This window comes from Micromonospora sp. URMC 106 (assembly GCF_051386395.1).
Lineage (GTDB): Bacteria > Actinomycetota > Actinomycetes > Mycobacteriales > Micromonosporaceae > Micromonospora.
Window position 1 is genome coordinate 1 of record NZ_JBPQTP010000123.1, and the last position, 19,336, is coordinate 19,336.

The window sequence follows — 19,336 nt, forward strand, 5'->3', positions numbered from 1 at the left end:
CGACCCGCCGGGTGCTCCCGTGCCGGCAAGAACCGTGCCGCTCGACCCGCCAGGTGCTCCCGTGCCGGCAAGAACCGCGCCGGAACCGTGTGCGACGCGGGTCGTCGCCCAGGGCGGCGTCCTGACGTCAGCGCCCGTCAGGGGATGGGCCACTCGTGGACCGGCCGGTTGCTGTGCATGAGCGTCACGTAGTGCCGCACCACCTCGCGCAGCGCCTCCGGCCGGTCGAGGTGGTCGGTGGACTCCAGCCGGTGCAGCGTCTCCACCTGCCAGCTCGCGCCGTTGCGCCCGGTCAGGCAGCGCTGCTCGATGATGCCGAGCAGCCGGTCCCGTTCGCCCGGGTCCAGGCCCCACCGGTCCAGCCCGTGGTGGGCCAGCGGCAGCAGCCGGCGCAGCACCAGCTCGGTGACCGGAAGGTAGCCCAGGCCGGGCCAGAAGACCTGGGCGTCGATGCCGTGCCGGGCGCAGTTGGTGAAGTTCTCCTCGGCGGCGCTGAACGACATCTGCGACCACAGCGGCCGGTCGGCCTCGGCGAGCGCCCGGACCAGGCCGAAGTAGAAGGCGCCGTTGGCGACGGTGTCGAGCACGGTCGGCCCGGCCGGCAGCACCCGGTTCTCCACCCGCAGGTGCGGCCGCCCCTTGAGCACGTCGTAGACGGGCCGGTTCCACCGGTAGACGGTGCCGTTGTGCAGGCGCAGCTCGGCGAGCTTGGGCACCCCGCCGGCAGCGAGGGCCTCGGCCGGGTCCTCCGGGTCACAGACCGGCAGCAGCGCCGGGAAGTAGCGGACGTTCTCCTCGAACAGGTCGAACACGGTGGTGATCCAGCGTTCCCCGAACCAGACCCGGGGGCGTACGCCCTGCGCCTTGATCTCCTCCGACCGGGTGTCGGTCGCCTGCTGGAACAGCGGGATGCGGGTCTCCCGCCACAGCTCGCGGCCGAAGAACAGCGGCGCGTTGGCGCCGAGGGCCACCTGGATGCCGGCGATCGCCTGGGCGGCGTTCCAGTAGTCGGCGAACTGGGCGGGACTGACCTGGAGGTGGAACTGGGTGCTGGTGCAGGCCGCCTCCGGGGTGATCGTGTCGGCGGTGACGGCGAGCCGTTCCACGCCGTTGATCGCGATCCGCAGGTCCTCGCCCCGCGCCGCGAAGATCTGCTCGTTGAGCAGCTCGTAGCGGGGGTTGGCCGACAGTGTCGCCGCCGTCAGGTGCTCCGGCCGCAGCGTCGGCAGGATGCCGATCATCACCATGTGCGCGCCGATCGCGCGGGCCTTCTCCTCAGCGGCGTTCAGGCTGGCCCGCACGTGCTCCTCGAACTCGGCGGTGCCCGTGCCGGCGAGCCGGCGGGGCGCCACGTTGATCTCGACGTTGAACTGGCCCAGCTCCGTCTGGAAGCTCGGGTCGGCGACGGCGGCCAGCACGTCGGCGTTGCGCATGGCGGGCATCGAGTCGTTGTCGACCAGGTTGAGCTCGATCTCCAGCCCGGTCATCGGCCGGTCGACGTCGAACCGCGACTCGCGCAGCATCTCGGCGAACACGTCGAGGCAGCGGCGCACCTTCTCCCGATAGCGGGCCCGATCCTCACGGCTGAAGGTCCGTACCCCGACTTCCTCGCCCATGGTCACCACCCTGTCACCGCTGGTCCCCCTAACCTGCCACGCCGCATCGGCGCCGGGGAAGACCTGACGTTTCTTCTCTACCCAGCCGCGCTCCCGGTGATCCCCGTCGCCCGCGCGCCGGTCGCCACCGGACGGGCCCGGGTGCACGGCTACCATGGCCGGCGGCGAGAGGTGGGGGAGTGCGGTGCGCGAAAAGGTGACCCGGCTGTTCGTGGTGGCGGCGATCGCCGAGGCGGTTTCCTGGGCCGCCCTGCTGGCCGGCATGGCGGTCAAGTACGGCCCGCCCGCGAACGAGCTGGGCGTGCAGATCTTCGGGCCGATCCACGGCGGGCTGTTCATCGCGTACGGCGTGCTGGTGCTCGCGGTGGCCCGGCTGCGCCGGTGGAGCCTGCTGGCGACGGGGGTGGCCCTGGCCTGCGCCGTGCCGCCCTTCGCCACGCTCGCCTTCGAGCGCTGGGCGCGGCGGCGGGGCATGCTCGACGCCGCCCGCGAGCCCGCCCGCGAGGCCGCCCCGGTCGGCTGACCCGCGGGCTCGCCCGCCGCGTCGGGCGGCGGGCTACCCGGCGAGGAAGGCGGACAGCTCTGCGGCGAGCTGCTCCGGCGCCTCCTCGGCCATGTGGTGCCCCGACTCGATCGGCGCGGCCCGCACGTCGTCGGCCCAGTCCCGCCAGATCGCGGCGGGGTCGCCGTAGAGCTCCACCATGTCGTCCCGGGTGGACCACAGGAAGAGCACCGGGCAGGTGATCCGCCGACCGGCCGCGCGGTCGGCGTCGTCGGCCGCCCGGTCCGGGCCGAGGCCCGCCCGGTAGTCCTCGCACATGGCGTGCACCGTCGCCGGGTCGTGGATCGCCCGTCGGTAGTCGGCGTACGCCTCCTCGCCCATCTGCGCGGGGGAGCCGCCGTACCAGGCGTCCGGGTCGGCGTTGATCACCCGCTCGGCGGGCTTGGCGAGCTGGCCCAGGAAGAACCAGTGCCACCAGCGGGCGGCGAACCGGGCGTCGGCGCGGGCCAGGGCCTCTCCGATCGGCACCCCGTCGAGCACCCCGAGTCGGCTGACCCGGTCGGGGTGGTCCAGCGCGGCGCGCATCGCCACGTAGCAGCCCCGGTCGTGCCCCACCACCGCCGCGCGGTCGTGGCCGAGCGCGTCGAGCAGCGCCACCACGTCGCCGGCCATCGCCCGCTTCGAGTACGGGGCGTGGTCGGTGGTGCTCGGCGGCTTCGACGACCCGCCGTAGCCCCGCAGGTCCGGGCAGATGACGGTGTGCCGCTGGGCGAGCAGGGGCGCCACCCGGTGCCAGGTGGCGTGGGTGCGGGGATGGCCGTGCAGCAGCACCACCGGCGAGCCCGACCCGCCGTGACGCACCCGCAGGCGCACCGGGCCGAGGTCGATCTCGTCGAGCGTGAATCCGGCGAACATGGCGCCTGCCGTGCCCGGGCGCGCCGGGCGCGAAACGTCGGGTCCGCCGGGCCGCGACACGTCAGGTCCGGCGGGCGCCGGGCGTCAGGTCAACGCCGACCAGAGCAGCACGGCCGCGACCAGCAGCGCCCCCAGGGCGGCCTGCAGCAGCAGCGGCGGGCCGAGGTGCGACCACAGGGTGGCGGTGCGCGGGGTGAGCAGCTGCCCGGTCGTCAGGTTCACGATCCGTTCGATCTTCGGGGGCAGGTCGGGGTCGCCCTGGCGGCGCAGCGTGAGCTGCACGTGGTCGGCGGGGTGCAGGGCGCTCTGCGGCAGGTGCCCGTGCAGCTCGACCTCGCACAGCTGCCCGGCGGAGTCGCGCAGCCGAACCGGGGTGACCAGGTATTCCGGGCCCTTCTTCAGCTCCTTGAACCGTCGACGGGTCGCGCCGGAGCCGGCGGAGAACAGGGAGCGCACCACCGCCGCCAGCAGCCCGGCCACCCCGGCCGCCGCCAGCACCGCCACCAGCACCGGCTGGCCGATCCGCACCTCGCGCGGATAGCCGTCGAGCAGGCGGACGATCCGCCCCGTGACGATCCGCTCCGTGGGGTGGACGATCCGCCGGATGTGAAGGTCGCTGTCCATGTCACCACCCAGAGTCCCGTTGTGTTCACTCATCGTATCGGCCGTCCGGGTTGAACGACGTGAATGAAACCTGGTCACGCGCCCACGGCGGTCAGGTGACATCCGCACCGGCGCGGGTAAGCGGGGGGCCGAGCTGGAAAGGGGTCGAGCATGCAGCTGTCCTTCCTGCGCCCGCTCTACGACCGGCCGGGGCCGTGGGTCTCGGTGTACCTGGACGCCTCCGCCAACACCGAGGACGCCCACCCGGCACTGGATCTGCGGTGGCGGGCCCTGCGCAACCAACTCCAGGAACAGCGCGCCGACGTGGACACGATCGACGCGGTCGAAGGGGTCGTCCGCGGGCACGACCCGATGCCGGGCGACTACGGCCTGGCGATCTTCGGCGCCCGGGGCCGGGTGGTGCTCTCGGAGTACCTGTCCGCCCCGCCGCTGCGGGACCTGGCCGCGTACACCTCGCTGCCGCACGTCATGCCGCTGCTGGCGCAACGCGGCGAGCAGGTGGCGTGGGTGCGGGTGCTGGCCGACCGGACCGGGGCCGACGCCATGGCGATCAGCGCGGGCGGCGTGCCGCGCCGCGCCCACGTGACCGGCCGGGAGGACTTCCAGCTGCGCCGGGTGCAGCCCGGCGGCTGGTCCCAGTCGAAGTACCAGAAGGCGGCCATGGAGGCGTGGCACCACAACGCGGGCGACGTCACGGCGGCGACCGTCGAGCTGGCCGAGAAGGTCGGCGCGGACGTGGTGGTGGTCGCCGGCGACGTGCGCGCGACCGGCATGATCGCCGCGCAGATGCCGGAGCGCTGGCAGGACGTGATGGTGCGCACCGACGCCGGCTCCCGGGCCGGCGGCGCCGACCAGACGCTGCTCGACGACCTCACCGTGCAGACCATCGCCGAGGTGGCCGACCAGCGGATCACCGCCGCGCTGGACCGGTTCGGCATGCAGGAGGACGTCGGCGCCGGGCTGGACGCCGTCGTCTCCGCCCTGCAACGCAACCAGGTCGACACCATGCTCATCGTCGACGACCCGTCGGCGACCGGACACCTGTGGATCGGGCCGGAACCGACCGAGATCGCCACCGACCCGGGGCAGCTCGCCGCGATGTCGGTGCGCGACCCGGAGAGGGTACGCGCCGACGCGGCGCTCGTGCGCGCGCTGGTCGGCACCGACGCCGAGCTGACCGTGCTCGGCCCGGACGAGGCGCCGGAGCTCACCGACGGCGTCGGGGCGGTGCTGCGGTACGTCGACGCCGCCACACCGGGGCGTGGCAATGCCTGAGCGGACGGTGGCCGACCTGGTGGTCGAGCGGCTGCGGGCCTGGCGGGTGCCGCGGGCCTTCGGCTACCCCGGGGAGGCCATCGCCCCGGTGGTCGAGGCGCTGGACGCCTCGGGCGGGGACCCGGCGTTCGTCCCGGCGCGGCACGAGGAGACCGCCTCCTTCATGGCCACCGGGCACGCCAAGTTCACCGGCGGCATCGGGGTCTGCCTGGCCACCCAGGGGCCGAGCGCGGTCCAGCTGCTCAACGGGCTCTACGACGCCAAGCTGGACAGCAAGCCGGTGGTGGCGATCGTCGGCGAGGACGTCTCCGGTCCGCTCGGCGGCGCCCACCAGGAGATCGGGCTGAGCCGGCTGTTCGGCGACGTGTGCAACCAGTTCGTCCGGTACGGCCGCACCCCCGCGGGGGTGCCGGCCCTGCTCGACCAGGCGTTCCGCACCGCCGCGGCGACCCGCAGTCCGGTCTGTGTGGTGCTGCCGCGCCAGTTGCAGGAGACGCCGGTGCCCGACCTGCAACCGCACGCGGCCGGCGTGTTCGCGGCGACGCCGGGGGAGCCGCTGGCCCGGGTGCTGCCGCACGACGCCGACCTGGACGCCGCGGCCCAGTTGCTCGCCAACGGCCAGCGCACCGCGATCCTGGTCGGCCAGGGCGGCCGGGGCGCGGCGGAGGAGATCGTCGCCCTCGCCGACCGGCTCGGCGCCGGGCTGGCGATCTCGCTGCTCGGCAAGCCGGTGCTCGACGAGCGGCTGCCCTTCCACACCGGCGTGCTCGGCGAGGTCGGCACCCCGGCCGCCGCCGAGCTGATGGGCGGCTGCGACACGCTGCTGCTGGTCGGCACGAACGACCCGTGGACCGACTACTTCCCGATGCCGGGTCAGGCCCGCACGGTGCAGATCGACATCGACGGCCGTCGGATCGGCTCCCGCTACCCGGTGGACGTGCCCCTGGTGGGCGACGCCGAGGAGACGCTGCGGGCGTTGCTGACCCTGGTGCCGGACCGGCCCAACGCCCGCTGGCGGGAGACCGTCGAGGGCTCGGTCGACCGGTGGCGGGCCGAACGGGCCGACCGGGCGGCCGCCCCCGCCGAGCCGATGAACCCGCAGCTCGTGGTGCAGGAGCTCTCCACCCGGATGCCGCAGCGCGGCGCGGTTGCGGTGGACGTCGGTTCCGTCCTCTACTGGTACGCCCGGCACCTGGAACTGCCTCCCGGGGTGAACGCGCAGCTCTGCGGCACGCTCGGCTCGATGGGCTGCGCCCTGCCGTACGCGGTGTCGGCCAAGCTCGCCGCCCCGGACGAGCCGGTGATCGCCCTGCTCGGCGACGGCGCCATGCAGCTCAACGGGCTGGCGGAGCTCATCACCGTGGCGCACCACTGGCAGGAGTGGCAGGACCCCCGTCTGGTGGTGCTGGTGCTCAACAACCGGGACCAGTCCGGGATGGGCGGGGGCCGTCCGCCGTCCACCGACCCGGTGCGCCGCCGCCCCGACGTGCCGTACGCCGGGTGGGCCCGCCTGCTCGGGCTGCACGGCGTGCGGGTCGACCGGCCGGAGCTGGTGGGGGCGGCCTGGGACGAGGCGCTCGCCGCCGACCGTCCCTGCGTGGTGGAGGCGGTGGTGGACCCGGCGGTGCGCCTGGCGCCTCCCGAGCCGGCGTTCGCGGACCTGCGGGGTGTCTTCGCCGAGGGCGACGCCGCCCGGCGGGTACGCGACCGGATGCTGGCCACCGGGGCGGCCGCGGAGGTCGACGACCTCGTTTAGCCGCCCGCGGGGCGGGCACTGAGGACCGGCAGTCAGACGCTGGAGGTCACCTTGTCCGAGCCCACCGATCGCCGGTACGGTCCGGCGCGCCTGCCGGAGCCCCGCGGGGCGGTCTCGGCGGCGCTGCTGCAGGCGTTGCGGCGGGCGCCGCACGACCTTCCGGCCGGGCTCGGCGCCGGGCTCGACCCGGCCGCTCCGCTCACCGACGAGGACCTGCAGCTCACCCTCTTCTGCTGCTACGAGCTGCACTACCGGGGCTGGCAGGGCGTCGACGAGGGCTGGGAGTGGCAGCCGTCCCTGCTCGCCCTGCGGGCGCGGGCCGAACGGGTCTTCGAGGCGGCGGTGCGGGCGCTGGTGGGGCCGCTGCCGGCGGTGCTGCCCGGCGGCGTGCCGGCGGCCCTGGCCGACGTGGTCGCCGCGGACGACGGGCCGTCGCTCGCCGGGCACCTGCAGCGGCGGGCGACGCTGGCGCAGTTCCGGGAGTTCGTCACCCACCGCTCGGTCTACCACCTGCGGGAGGCGGACCCGCACAGCTGGGCCCTGCCGCGCCTCGGCGGCCCGGCGAAGGCCGCCCTGGTCGAGATCCAGATGGACGAGTACGGCAACGGGCGGCTGGACCGGATGCACGCCGAGTTGTTCCGCGTCACGCTGGACCGCCTGGGGTTGGACACGGGCTACGCCGCGCACCTGGACGCGGTGCCGGCGGTCACCCTGGCCACCAACAACCTGATGTCGCTGTTCGGGCTGCACCGGCGGCTGCGCGGGGCGCTGCTGGGGCATCTCGCCGCGTACGAGATGACCTCGTCGCTGCCGAACCGCCGCTACGGCAACGGGCTGCGCCGCCTGGGCCTGGACGAGGTGGCCACCCGGTTCTACGACGAGCACGTGGAGGCCGACGCCGTGCACGAGCAGATCGCCGCGCACGACCTGTGCGGCGGCCTGGTGCGGGTGGAGCCGGGGCTGGCCCCGGACGTGCTCTTCGGCGCCGCCGCCGCGCTGGCGGTGGACCGGCTCTTCGCCGCGCACCTGCTCGACGCCTGGGCCGCCGGGCACAGCTCGCTGCGCCGGGTGGCCGGGCCGGCCCGGGTCACGCTGCGGGAGCGCCCCCGCGGCGGCGGGGTCGCCGCGTCGGTCTCCGCCGTGGCCTGACGCCCGCCTCCGCTCGGGGCGGGTCAGGACTCGCGGTCGGTGCCGGCGCGGAAGCCGATCGCCTTGTGCGTGCCGTCGCAGAACGGCTTGAGCGCGGACTTTCCGCAGCGGCACAGCGCCACCGTCCCCCGCCGCGCGTCGATGGTCTGCCCGTCCGGCGTGACCAGCGCGAAGTCGCCCCGGACCAGCAGCGGTCCGTCCTGGTACGGGGTGATGGTGGCCGCCGCGGCGGGAGTGTCGTCGTCTGCGCGCATGGGCGCTGATGTGCCCGCCCTCCCGGCGCCGAAACCCCTGGTCGTGGCGCGAGGACGGCGGCAACCGCCCGGATCTTCTGATTACTCCCGCCGGGTGGGGGATGCCCCGTTTGAACCCCATCGGGACGGGAAGCCGGGCCGCGTGGTGAGCGAACGAGGCAAGGTGGGGCCGGTGCACAAGGTGCGCGAGGGGCTCACGGCCGACGGTGCCGGGCTGGCGGGGGACCGGGTCGTGGCCGCCGGCAGTGCGGCCCGGGTCCTGGTGGCCGCCACCGCGCGGGCGCTGCGCGGGACCGACTGCGCCGACCTGGGACACCCGGGGCACCCCGGGCCGCTGTCGCGGTTCACCGGCGCGCCCGAGCCGGTCCGGCGGGCGGCGGTGGTGCGGGCGGCCGGCCGGGTGGCGCTCACTCCGGGGCAGACGGCCGAGGTCGACGCCGAGCGGGTCGCCCGCTGGTTCGCCGAGCAGTACCCCCGGCGCCGCTACCCGGGGGTCCTGCTCGGCTCCCCGCACGGGTCCGCCGCGCACCTGGCGGCGGCGCTGGACGTGCCCTGGCTGCCCGCCGGGTTCGAGATGAGCGTGCACTGGGCGCAGGGCGCGGTGGACCGGCCGCAGGCCGCCCTGGACCACGGGGCGGCGCTGACCGCCCGCCTGCTCGCCGGCAACCCCGGCCTGCACGTACGCCAGGTGCACTGCCCCGCCAGCCGGGGCGCGTTGGCCGGCGCCACGGTGTCGCTCGCGGCGCGGTGGCGGTCCCTGCCGGCGGCGTACGCGCGGTTCCTGGCCGAGCGGCTGGAGCCGGGCGCGGCGGTGCTGCTGCTGCGGGACGCCCGCACCTGGCCGGTGCTCGACTCCGCGCCCGGCCACAGCTTCCAGGTCGGCTGCCCGGGCAGCGGGCTGGACCCGGTGGACTTCCACCCGGACAGCCACGCCCTGCGCCAGGTGCTCCGCTCGGCCGGCGGGGACGGCGCGCACTGGCAGCCGCCGGAGGTCTCCACGCCACCCGCCCCGGCCGAACACGGCGTGGAGCCCGGTTTCGAGGCCGACGCCCGGGAATGGACCGCGCGGCACCGGCACCCGCTGCACCGCGTGCTCGTCCCGCGCCCGGAGGCGCTCAGCGCCGCCACCGCCGACCTGTACCGGCGGTGGCTGCGCGCGGCCGGCAAGACCGGCAACCGGCTGGTGGTGGAGTGCGGGCGGCTGCTCGACCCGTGGCAGGTGGTGCGGGCCGGGATGGTGCCGTACTGGTGCGAGAACGCCACCCGGCGCAGCGTGGAGGGGGTGGAGTGGTGGCTCGCGGGCAGTGAGCCGTTCAGCTCGGTGGACGTGCTGCCCGAGCCGCCCGGCCTGCGGTCGCCGGCCCTGGCCGGGCTGCCGCAGTGGCTGGCCGTCGCCGGTTTCGGCCGCCGCCGGCGGGCGCTGGACCGCACCGCGGCGCGGGGTTACCCGGTCACCTCGGTGCCCACCCGCCGGGCCACGGAGGTGCTGCGGGCCCAGCCGTACGACCTGCCGACGCCGCCGCCGATGACCGTCGCCGAGGCGCTCGCGGCACTGCGCGACAGCGGCGCCCACCAGGGGTTGCTGGTCTGTTGAGCCAGCCCTGTCGAAACATCCTCGCGAACCCGGGGTCCCGTGATTGAGTACCTACGGAGCGGGAACACCGCTGGCTGCGACGGCCTGATCACGCCGTCCGGTGCGGCGTCGTCGCCCGCTGGCATCCCAGTCATGTGACCCACTTCCGGCCCGGTGCGTGGTGCGACCACGCGCGCGCACGACCGGTTTCCTGAATCCGGGCGGGGGACCTTCCTGAGGGAGGCGCGGATGTTCGGACAGAGCACCACAACCACACCACCTCCGACCGATCGGGGCCTGGAGGACCTGGACGCGGCCGCGCTGGCGTACGCGGCCCGGATCGAGGGCCTTCCGCCCGAACGGCGCCAGGAGGCGCGCGACGACCTGGTCAGGTTCGCCCTGCCGTTCGCCGGCCGGCTCGCCCGCCGGTACCGGGGGCGGGGGGAGCCGCTGGAGGACCTGGAGCAGGTCGCCCGCCTCGGCCTGGTCAACGCCGTCGACCGGTACGACCCGGAGCGGGGCTCGTTCACCGCGTACGCGGCGATCACCATCGTCGGCGAGATCAAGCGGCACTTCCGGGACCGCACCTGGGGGGTGCACGTGCCGCGCCGGCTGCGCGACCTGATCCTGGAGGTGGGGCAGGCCACGTCGGCGCTGACCAGCGAGCTGTCCCGGGCGCCGTCGGTCGCGGAGCTGGCGGAGCGGCTGGAGACGCCGGAGGCGGAGATCCTCGCCGCCCTCGAGTCGGCGGCCGGCTACAGCCCGGCCTCGCTCAACGCGCCGGTGGGCGGGGAGAGTTCGGCCGAGTTCGGCGACCTGGTCGGCGAGTCCGACAACGCGTTGGAGTCCGTCGACGACCGGGTGACCGTCAGTGGCCTGCTGCACCGGCTGCCCTGGCGGGAGCGGCGCATCCTGGCCATGCGCTTCTACGGCAACCAGACCCAGGCGGAGATCGCCGCCCGGTTCGGCATCTCCCAGATGCACGTCTCGCGGCTGCTGTCCCGGGCGCTCACCTGGCTGCGCCAGGCGATGCTCGCCGACGCCCCGCCGCCGTGGCAGAACGGCGCGGCGGAGTCGGACAGCACGAAGACCCGGATCTCGGTGAAGCAGAACGGCGACCGGGTGGTCGTCGAGGTCGGCGGGGAGGTCGACCGTGCCGGCGCGGACCAGTTGCGCCGGGCCATGCTGGAGGCGGTGACCGGTCAGCCCGCCGAGGTGGTGGTGGACCTGGACGCCGCTGGCGGCTTCGACGCCGGCGGCATCGCCGCGCTGATGGCCGGCCGGGAGGCCGCCGCCCGCACCGGCGTGCCGCTGCGGCTGACCCGCGTCCAGCCGGCCGTGCGCCGCTCGCTCACCGCGGCCGGCCTCGCGCCGGCGCGCGAGGGCTGACCACGTCGGAAGGGCCGGCACCCGCCCGGGTGCCGGCCCTTCGCGCGTACGCCCGCTCAGTTCTCCGGGGTGTCGCCGGGCCCGCGCGGGTGCCGCCAGCGGTCGTTCTCCTGCGGCTCCCGCTGGGCGCCGAGCCGGGTCTCCTCCGGTTCGTCGGTCTGCTCGAAGCTGGGCCGGCGCACGTCCTCCGGCTCCGGCACGTCCACCGGCCGGGCGCCCGACTGCGCCGCCGGCTGGTACGCGGCCGCCTCCCGCGCGCCGTGCGCCCCCTCGGCGGCCGGCGACTCGGGCACGTGCTTCTCGCGGCGCAGTTCCTCGCGGAACTCCTGCGGCGGCTTGGTGGTGCGCTGGGGCAGGTCCCGGCCGAGGTCGGCGACCAGCGGGCCGTACTTGGCGTCGAAGGCGGGGCGCTCGGAGCGGATCCGGGGCATCCGGTCGAAGTTGCGCAGCGGCGGCGGGCAGGTGGTGGCCCACTCCAGGGAGTTGCCGAAGCCCCAGGGGTCGTCGACGTTGACCATCGCGCCGTAGCGCCAGGACTTCCAGGCGTTCCAGATGAAGAAGAGCGTGGACGCGCCGAGCACGAACGCGGAGATGGTGGAGAACGTGTTCAGCGCCGTGAACCCGTCGGTCGGCAGGTAGTCGGCGTACCGGCGGGGCATGCCCTCGTTGCCCAGCCAGTGCTGCACGAGGAAGGTGCCGTGGAAGCCGAGGAACATGGTCCAGAAGTGGGCCTTGCCGATCCGGTCGTCCAGCAGTCGCCCGGTCATCTTCGGCCACCAGAAGTAGAAGCCGCCGAAGAGCGCGAAGACCACGGTGCCGAAGAGCACGTAGTGGAAGTGCCCGACGACGAAGTAGGTGTCGTGGGTGTGCCAGTCGGCCGGCGGGCTGGCCAGCAGCACCCCGGTGAGGCCGCCGAAGAGGAAGGTGACGAGGAAGCCGATCGCGAACAGCATCGGCGTCTCGAAGGTGAGCTGTCCCTTCCACATGGTGCCGATCCAGTTGAAGAACTTCACCCCGGTGGGCACGGCGATCAGATAGCTCAGGATGCTGAAGAACGGCAGCAGCACCTGGCCGGTGGCGAACATGTGGTGCGCCCAGACGGTCATCGACAGGATGGTGATCGCGAGGGTGGCCAGCACCAGCCCGGTGTAGCCGAAGATCGGCTTTCGGGCGAAGACCGGGATGATCTCGGTGATGATGCCGAAGAACGGCAGCGCGATGATGTAGACCTCGGGGTGGCCGAAGAACCAGAACAGGTGCTGGTACAACATCGGCCCGTTGTTCTCGGGGGTGTAGACCTGCGCGTTGAGCAACCGGTCGGCCGACAGCGCGAGCAGCGCGGCAGCCAGCAGCGGGAAGACCAGGACCACCAGGAGGCTGGTGAGCAGCATGTTCCAGGTGAAGATCGGCATCCGGAACATGGTCATGCCGGGCGCCCGCAGGGTCAGGATCGTCGTGATCAGGTTGACCGCGCCGAGGATCGTGCCCAGCCCGGAGATGACCAGGCCGATCACCCACATGTTCGCGCCGACGCCCGGGGAGTGTTCCTGGCTGCTCAGCGGCGTGTACGCGGTCCAGCCGAAGTCGGCGGAGCCGCCCGGGGTGAGGAAGCCGCCGATCACCATCAGCCCGCCGAACAGGTACAGCCAGTAGGCGAGGGCGTTGAGCCGGGGGAACGACACGTCGGGGGCACCGATCTGGATCGGCACGATGTAGTTGGCGAACCCGAACGCCGCCGGGGTGGCGAACAGCAGCAGCATCACCGCGCCGTGCGACGTGAACAGCTGGTTGTACTGCTCGGCGGAGAGGAGTTGCAGGCCGGGCCGGGCCAGCTCGGCCCGCATCAGCATGGCCTCGACCCCGGCGACCAGGAAGAAGCCGAACGACGTGAGCAGGTAGAGCAGGCCGATCTGCTTGTGGTCGGTGGTGGCCAGGAACCGGATCAGGGTCCCGCCGGGGACCGGCTTGCGCAGCGGCCCGGGAAAGCCGCCGAAGCGTGCCGGTGCCAGGATCGCCGGTCCCCGGTCGCGTGGAGGTTCCGTGGTTACCCGCTTGGGCATGTGACTCTCACCCCGTCGTGACGACAGAAGGACGGCGTGCCTACCCGCCCCTCTGCCCATGAAACCAGGCGACAAGGGCGATTCAGGTGAGAGCGGTAATTTCGGTCAATCGGCGGGCAGCATCGCCCAGACGACCTTTCCGTCGCCGGCCGGCACGCTGCCCCAGCGCTGGGCGATCTCGCGGACGAGCATCAGTCCCCGGCCGCCCTCCGCCAGCAGGTCCGGGGAGCCGGCCCGGGCCGAGGTACGGCACCCGTCCACCACCGCCAGGTGCAGGTACGGCCGGCGCAGGGTGACCGTCACCTGCATCGGGGTCCCGGCGTGCCGGACCACGTTGCCGACCAGCTCGGTGAGCACCAGCGAGGCCGGGCCGACCACCTGCGGCAGGTTCCACCGGGCGCACGCGTCCGCGACCAGCTCACGGGCCCGCCGGCACGCCTCCGCGACCGGTTCGAGTCGGGCCCGCAACCGGGGCGCCGCCGCCGCGTTCGCCGCCCGGGTCGCCTCGTCGCAGTCGCGGCGCACGGGCACCACCCGGCACGCCGTCGACTCCGCCAGCCAGGCCGCCGCCTCCGGGGGCGGGGCGCAGAGCACGACGGGCACCGCCGGCCAGCCGGCCGCCCGCCGGGCGGTGGCCGCGAAGACCGAGAGCGCGAGCCGGTCGTGGACGGTGACGTCGGTCAGGTCGACAACGAGGGCGTCGGGTTGGGCGGCCAGGCAGCCGTCCAGCACCGTGTGCACGGCGCGCATGGTGCCGAGGTCGAGGCCGCCGCGAAGCCGCACGACGGTCACGGGTGACGTGTCGCGCACCTCGCAGGTGATCCGGCTCGGCATGAGCGCCCTCGTTTCGCATCGTCGGAGATCTGCGAACTACCCGGGCGCGCGGGGGGTCAAACGGCGACGGCCGAGCGCCGCGACGGTGGTCACGGTCGCCCGGCCGTCGCCGGCGTCACCGCCGGGGCTGTCCCCGCGTGGTCAGCACCCCGAGCGCGATCATGCCGACGCCGAGGAACAGGTGCAGCCAGTTGTCGGCGTTGTTGACCGGAACGAAGTTGGCTCCGCTGTCGTGGTCGACCACCAGGCCGTAGAGCCAGAGGATCAGGTAGATCGCGCCACCGCCGATCAGGAACGTCCGGGCGCCGGAGATCGTCCTGGCCAGCGCCAGCCCCGCCACCCCGAAGAGCAGGTGGACGAGGTTGTGCAGCACCGAGACCTGGAAGAGGCCGAGCAGCTTGGCGTCGGACTCGTGCCCGGCGAACCGCAGGTCGCCGAAGTCGCTGGTGATGCCCGGCACGAAGCCGAGCACACCGACCAGGAGGAAGACCACCGCCACGACGGTGGCCGCCCGCCGCACGGGTGCCTTGCCGTCGGCCGGGTTGTGCCGGGCGCGGGAACGCGCCATGGGACCGGTCACCGCGGTCTCCTCACTGTGCGGGAACGCTGAGCGGTCCGCGCCTTCCCGCTCCCCGTCCCGTCAAACCGCCGCGGGCCGATCTCCTTGCGCCGGTTTTGTCAGTGTCGTCGGGCCGGTCCCGCGCCCGAGGCGCGCAGCACGCCGGGGCCGGCCCGCCGTTGGCTGGCGGACCGGCCCCGGTCACGGAGCGCGGGTCGACCGGTGCGGTCGCGGAGGGTCAGACCGGCTGCAGCCGCGGGGCGGCGGCGAGCTGACGGACCCGTTCGTACAGCTGGACGTACCGCTGCGCCATCACGGCGGGGGTGAAGCGCACGGCGGCCTCGCGCCGGCACTCGTCCGGGTCGAGGAGGCTGGCGGCCAGCAGCAGATCTGCCAGCTCCTCCTCGTCGGTGGTGAGCAGGCCGGTGCGGCCGTGCTCGATCAGCTCGGGCAGGCAGCCCCGCGCCGTCGCCACGACCGGTGTGCCCAGGGCCAGCGACTCGACCACCGCCGTGCCGCCCGGCTCCTCCCAGCGCAGGGGGAACAGCGAGGCGCGGGCGCCGGCCAGCAGGTCGTCACGTTCCTGCCCGGCCACGGTGCCCACCCAGCGCACCAGGTCGCCGTCGACGTGCGGCGCCACCTCGTCGTAGAAGAACCGGACGTCGGGGTTCTGCCGGGCCTCGTCGCCGGCGGCGGCCAGGTCCTCCGGCCGGTGGTACGGCCCGACCGGCCCGGCGAGGACCAGCGGCACGCCCACCCGGCGCGCCAGCCGTGCCCCCACGTCCTGCCCCTTGCCGGGGTTGATCCGGCCGAGGATGATCAGGTAGTCGCCCTTCTCCGTCCGGGGTCGCCGGTCGGCGTCGACGGCGAGCGGGGTGGCCAGGTGCACGTGCCCCACGGAGTGCTCCCGCAGCGCCTGGGGCGCGCGGGCCAACTGCGCGGCGGACACCCCGTTGACCCGGACCCGGTCGCCGCCGTCCAGGTTGCCGTAGAGCGCCGGGTGCTTGGCCAGGTCCCAGTGCAACGTGTGCAGCGCCGGCGGGGCGTCCGGTCCCATGGCGGCGAGGGTCGCCAGGCCGACCGCCTCCACGTGGTCGTGCACCACGTCGATGTCGTCGCGGGAGTGCAGCGCCCGCACCACCCCGTTGAGGTGCGCCTGCGAGATGCCGCAGACCTGGTTGTACGGCCGTTGCAGGGCGTGGAACTGCCCGTCGGGGAAGACGGAGATCTTCTCGTCCACCGGGAGGGTGCTGCTGTCGACCGACGCGAGCACCACCCGCACACCGAGGCGGCGCAGCTCCGGCACCAGCGTCGCGATCACGTTCTCGATGCCGCCGTAGCCGGGCGGCGGCACGGACAGCCACGGACCGGCGTTCATCAGGACGGTGAGACTCATCGGGCGGGATTCCTTCCCTCGGCGGGGCCCTCGGCCGTCCGCGACCGGTCACCTGCGCTCGGAAGCGGCCGGGCGCTCACGCCGCGGCCACCCGTCGGCGGGGGATCCGGTGCCGCAGCTCGGCCAGGGGCGGCCGCTCCTCGACGGAGACGTCGCTGACGACGATCTCCCGGTCCAGATTCGGCAGCGCGTCGGAGCCGCCGCGCCGGAACTGGGTCAGCAGGGCGGCGGGCATCGCGCCCGGCGCCGCCCAGCCGCGCCGCTGCAACCGCGACCACGCGGTGAGCATGATCTGGGCCGACATCCGGCCCAGCGCGGCGGTGTCCTGGTGGCGGTGCTTGCGCTCGCCCAGGTCCACCTGGGCCAGTGCGTCCAGTCCGACCAGGTCGAGCAGGTCGATCAGCATCGCCGTCTCCACGCCGTAGCCGGAGACGAACGGCACCCGCTCCAGCACGTCGCGGCGGCCGGCGTACTCACCGGCGAGCGGCTGCACGAAGCCGGCCAGCTCCGGCCAGAACAGGTTGAGCATCGGCCGGGCCATCAGCTCCGTCACCCGGCCGCCGCCGTCGGCCTCGACACCGGTCGTCCCCACCAGCGGGCGGTGGTAGAAGCCCTTGACGAAGTCGACCGACGGGTCGGTCAGCAGCGGGCCGAGCAGCCCGGTCACGAAGTGCGGGCGGAACTCCCTAAGGTCGGCGTCGACGAACGCGACCACGTCGCCCTCGGCCGCCGCCAGCCCGGCCCAGAGCGCGTCGCCCTTGCCGGTCAGCCGGGGCAACCCCCGGGTCATCGCGTCCTGGCTGACCACCTCGGCGCCGGCGGCACGGGCCACCTGCGCGGTGCGGTCGGTGGACCGGGAGTCCACCACGATCAGCTCGTCCACCAGGGCCACCCGGTCCATCAGGTGCTCCCGGATCGTCGACACGATCGCGCCGACCGTCGCCTCCTCGTTACGGGCCGGCAGGACCACGCTGACCCTGCTGTCCCCCTTGGCGCGCACCAGGCGCCGCGCCGGCCAGTCGGCGGCGGACGTGGTCCGGTAGGTGGCCCACGCCTCCACCACCGGTGAAACCATCGTTTCCGTGTTCCGCACAGGCACCCCCTGATCGTGGCGGAAAAACCCTCCCTGGTTTTCCCACTACCGCACTCGCGCTAACCGCACCATGCCTAACAGCTTGATCACGAAGACGGCGCGGCCGGGTTCCGCACCGGTGAACGTTTCATTGCGCCCGCGCGGGGGGAGTGCAGTCGCCGGAACGTGAAACCGTGGCGGAAGGGCTTTTACATGCGCACGTGCCGGGTGGGACTGGTAGGGGCCGGCGGGGTGGCGCAACGCCACGCCCGGGTGCTGGGCGGCTTCGCGGACGTGGAGCTGCTGGGGGTGACCGACGTGGTGCCGGAGGCGGCGGCGGAGCTGGCCGGCGCGCACGGCGCGCGGACCTTCGGCGACGTCGAGGAACTGCTGGCCGCCGGGCCGGACGCGGTGTACGTCTGCGTGCCGCCGTTCGCGCACGGGCCGGCGGAGGAGGCGGTGGTGGCGGCCGGGGTGCCGATGTTCGTGGAGAAGCCCGTCGCGGTCGACCTGGCCACGGCCGAGCACATCGCCGACCTGGTCGCCCGGCGGGGGCTGCTCACCGGCGTCGGGCACCACTGGCGGTACCTGCCGGTGGTGCGGCGGGCGCGGGAACTGCTCGCCGACCGTCCGGTGCGGATGGTCAGCGGCGCGTGGTGGGACAAGGTGCCCCCGGTCGCCTGGTGGTCCCGGCAGGACCGTTCCGGCGGCCCGGTGGTCGAGCAGGCCGCCCACGTGCTGGACCTGGTCCGGTGCCTGGTCGGGGAGGCGACCGAGGTCACCGCGTACGGCAACGGCACCCCGCCGCCCGTCGACGGCGCCGACATCGACTCGGTGACCACGGCGGCGCTGCGGTTCGCCGGTGGCGCGGTCGGCACGCTGACCGCCGCCTGCGTGCTCGGCTGGAAGCACCGCGCCGGGCTGGAGATCCTCGCCGACGGGCTGGCCCTGTCGCTGACCGAGGACGGCCTGGTGGTCCGCGACGCCGACGGCGAACGCCGCTACGACGCCGACCCCGACGCCGCCCGGGTCGCCGTCGACCGGGCCTTCGTCGACGCGGTCCGCGGGATCGGCGACGACGTCCGCGTCCCGTACGCCGAGGCGCTCGGCACCCAGCGGCTCGCCCTGGCGGTCGCCGACTCCGCCCGCAGCGGCCGCACCGTACGCCTGGACGTCCCGGCCGCGGCGCCGCTCACCACGGGGGTGACCGTCGATGCGTGACAAGGTCGTGGTGGTCAGCGGCCCGGGCCGGGTGGAGCTGGTCGAGCAGGACGCCGCCGAGCTGACCGACGGCGCGTTCCGGGTCGAGACGCTGTTCAGCGGCGTCTCCGCGGGCACCGAGCTGAGCTACGTCAAGGGCACCAACCCCTACCTCAACGTCACCTGGAACGCCGACCTCGGCCTGTTCCAGCCGGGCGCGGCCAGCACCCCGTACCCGGTCACCCGACTGGGCTACATGCAGGTCGGTCGGGTGGTGGAGAGCCGCACCCCGGCCGTCGCGGTGGGCACCGTCGGCGCGATGACGTACGGCCACCGCACCGGCTGGGTCGCCGACCCGGTCGCCGAGCGGTTCGTGCCGCTGCCCGACGACATCGACCCGCTGCTCGGCGTCTACGTCGCGCACATGGGGCCGATCTGCGCCAACGGGGTGCTGCACGCCGCCGCCGACCTGCACGGCGCCGACGTGCGGTCCCTCGGCGACGGGGTCCGGGGCCGCCGCGTCGCGGTCGTCGGCAGCGGGGTGGTGGCCCTGCTCACCGCGCTGTTCGCCAAGCGGCACGGCGCCGCCTCGGTGGTGGTGCTCGACCCGACCCCGCAGCGGCGGGCCGTCGCCGAGGCGCTCGGCCTGGAGACCCTCGACCCGGAGGCCGACGACCCGGCGGTGGTGCTCAAGACCCGCTGGGCGCACGGCCCCGGCGACCGGGGCGCCGACGTGGTGTTCCAGTGCCGGGGGCAGGCCTGGGCGCTGCAACTCGCGCTGCGCCTGCTGCGGCCCCAGGGCACCGTCGTCGACCTGGCCTTCTACCAGGCCGGCGCGGACGCGGTCCGGTTCGGCGAGGAGTTCCACCACAACGGCCTGTCGCTGCGCTGCGCGCAGATCGGCCGGGTGCCGCGCGGGCTCGCCCCCACCTGGGACCGCGAGCGCCTCTCCGCCGAGACGATCGACCTGCTGCGGGCGTACGGGGACGTGGTCCGCAAGCACCTCGTGTCGGCGGTGGTGCCGTTCGAGGAGGCGCCGACGCTGCTGACCGACCTCGCCGAGCGGCGCCGGCAGGAGCTCCAGGTGGTGCTGACCGCCTGACCCCGCGTCCGGCCGGGGCCGCCGCCAGCGCCCGGTGACGGGTGACGGCGGCCCCGGCCC

General features: G+C 74.5%; 17 protein-coding genes. 8 read left to right on the forward strand and 9 right to left on the reverse strand.

All coding sequences use genetic code 11. From position 1 onward, the window contains the following. Positions 1 to 137: 137 nt before the first annotated feature. On the reverse strand, positions 138 to 1,616 hold the full coding sequence (locus tag ACSNOB_RS27430; RefSeq protein ID WP_436689721.1) for a glutamate--cysteine ligase: 1,479 nt from the start codon (positions 1,614 to 1,616) through the stop codon (positions 138 to 140). A 184-nt stretch (positions 1,617 to 1,800) separates the two neighbouring features. On the opposite strand from ACSNOB_RS27430, the gene ACSNOB_RS27435 reads away from it, so the two are divergent. Next, entirely contained in the window at positions 1,801 to 2,139 is a 339-nt protein-coding gene (locus ACSNOB_RS27435) for a DUF3817 domain-containing protein (protein ID WP_393107281.1), read from the forward strand. Between the two features lie 33 nt (positions 2,140 to 2,172). Here the strand turns inward: ACSNOB_RS27435 and ACSNOB_RS27440 are convergent, their stop codons facing one another. Continuing rightward, the gene (locus tag ACSNOB_RS27440; protein WP_436689723.1) at positions 2,173 to 3,033 is read right to left on the reverse strand and encodes an alpha/beta fold hydrolase; all 861 of its coding nucleotides are present in this window, start codon (positions 3,031 to 3,033) and stop codon (positions 2,173 to 2,175) included. Positions 3,034 to 3,117: 84 nt separating this feature from the next. After that, on the reverse strand, positions 3,118 to 3,657 hold the full coding sequence (locus ACSNOB_RS27445) for a hypothetical protein (protein ID WP_436689725.1): 540 nt from the start codon (positions 3,655 to 3,657) through the stop codon (positions 3,118 to 3,120). A gap of 150 nt (positions 3,658 to 3,807) precedes the next feature. On the opposite strand from ACSNOB_RS27445, the gene ACSNOB_RS27450 reads away from it, so the two are divergent. Genes ACSNOB_RS27450 through ACSNOB_RS27460 form a run of 3 tightly spaced genes read left to right on the forward strand, consistent with a single transcriptional unit; the run spans position 3,808 to position 7,837 of the window. Next, entirely contained in the window at positions 3,808 to 4,932 is a 1,125-nt protein-coding gene (locus tag ACSNOB_RS27450; protein WP_436689727.1) for a Vms1/Ankzf1 family peptidyl-tRNA hydrolase, read from the forward strand. Then, the gene (locus tag ACSNOB_RS27455) at positions 4,925 to 6,688 is read left to right on the forward strand and encodes a thiamine pyrophosphate-binding protein (protein ID WP_436689729.1); all 1,764 of its coding nucleotides are present in this window, start codon (positions 4,925 to 4,927) and stop codon (positions 6,686 to 6,688) included. The genes ACSNOB_RS27450 and ACSNOB_RS27455 overlap by 8 nt, the downstream gene beginning before the upstream one ends. 51 nt (positions 6,689 to 6,739) lie before the next feature. Beyond that, positions 6,740 to 7,837, forward strand: a complete 1,098-nt coding sequence (locus ACSNOB_RS27460; protein WP_436689731.1) for an iron-containing redox enzyme family protein — start codon at positions 6,740 to 6,742, stop codon at positions 7,835 to 7,837. 23 nt (positions 7,838 to 7,860) lie between these two features. Here the strand turns inward: ACSNOB_RS27460 and ACSNOB_RS27465 are convergent, their stop codons facing one another. Next, the gene (locus ACSNOB_RS27465; RefSeq protein ID WP_436689733.1) at positions 7,861 to 8,091 is read right to left on the reverse strand and encodes a CDGSH iron-sulfur domain-containing protein; all 231 of its coding nucleotides are present in this window, start codon (positions 8,089 to 8,091) and stop codon (positions 7,861 to 7,863) included. 181 nt (positions 8,092 to 8,272) lie between these two features. On the opposite strand from ACSNOB_RS27465, the gene ACSNOB_RS27470 reads away from it, so the two are divergent. Together ACSNOB_RS27470 and ACSNOB_RS27475 are read left to right on the forward strand one after the other, a co-directional pair. Then, positions 8,273 to 9,685, forward strand: a complete 1,413-nt coding sequence (locus ACSNOB_RS27470; protein WP_436689747.1) for a hypothetical protein — start codon at positions 8,273 to 8,275, stop codon at positions 9,683 to 9,685. Positions 9,686 to 9,913: 228 nt separating this feature from the next. Further along, positions 9,914 to 11,053, forward strand: coding sequence for a SigB/SigF/SigG family RNA polymerase sigma factor (locus ACSNOB_RS27475; protein WP_436689735.1), 1,140 nt, complete (start codon positions 9,914 to 9,916; stop codon positions 11,051 to 11,053). Between the two features lie 56 nt (positions 11,054 to 11,109). On the opposite strand, the gene ctaD is transcribed toward ACSNOB_RS27475, so the two are convergent. From ctaD to ACSNOB_RS27500, 5 genes are all read right to left on the reverse strand, one after another. After that, a complete protein-coding gene (ctaD, locus tag ACSNOB_RS27480) occupies positions 11,110 to 13,113 on the reverse strand; it encodes an aa3-type cytochrome oxidase subunit I (RefSeq protein ID WP_436689737.1) in 2,004 nt (667 codons plus the stop codon). 105 nt (positions 13,114 to 13,218) lie between these two features. After that, entirely contained in the window at positions 13,219 to 13,947 is a 729-nt protein-coding gene (locus ACSNOB_RS27485) for an ATP-binding protein (RefSeq protein WP_436689739.1), read from the reverse strand. A 115-nt stretch (positions 13,948 to 14,062) separates the two neighbouring features. Beyond that, positions 14,063 to 14,515 (reverse strand): DUF4383 domain-containing protein, encoded by a 453-nt coding sequence (locus ACSNOB_RS27490; protein WP_436689749.1) that lies wholly within the window; start codon positions 14,513 to 14,515, stop codon positions 14,063 to 14,065. Between the two features lie 229 nt (positions 14,516 to 14,744). After that, positions 14,745 to 15,902 (reverse strand): glycosyltransferase, encoded by a 1,158-nt coding sequence (locus ACSNOB_RS27495; RefSeq protein ID WP_436689741.1) that lies wholly within the window; start codon positions 15,900 to 15,902, stop codon positions 14,745 to 14,747. Between the two features lie 76 nt (positions 15,903 to 15,978). Continuing rightward, positions 15,979 to 16,977 (reverse strand): glucosyl-3-phosphoglycerate synthase, encoded by a 999-nt coding sequence (locus tag ACSNOB_RS27500; protein ID WP_436689743.1) that lies wholly within the window; start codon positions 16,975 to 16,977, stop codon positions 15,979 to 15,981. Between the two features lie 210 nt (positions 16,978 to 17,187). Here ACSNOB_RS27500 and ACSNOB_RS27505 point away from each other — a divergent pair, with 210 nt between their 5' ends. Beyond that, positions 17,188 to 18,195, forward strand: coding sequence for a Gfo/Idh/MocA family protein (locus ACSNOB_RS27505; protein ID WP_393107307.1), 1,008 nt, complete (start codon positions 17,188 to 17,190; stop codon positions 18,193 to 18,195). After that, entirely contained in the window at positions 18,188 to 19,276 is a 1,089-nt protein-coding gene (locus tag ACSNOB_RS27510) for a zinc-dependent alcohol dehydrogenase (RefSeq protein WP_436689745.1), read from the forward strand. Before ACSNOB_RS27505 ends, ACSNOB_RS27510 begins: the two co-directional genes overlap by 8 nt. Positions 19,277 to 19,336 lie beyond the last annotated feature (60 nt).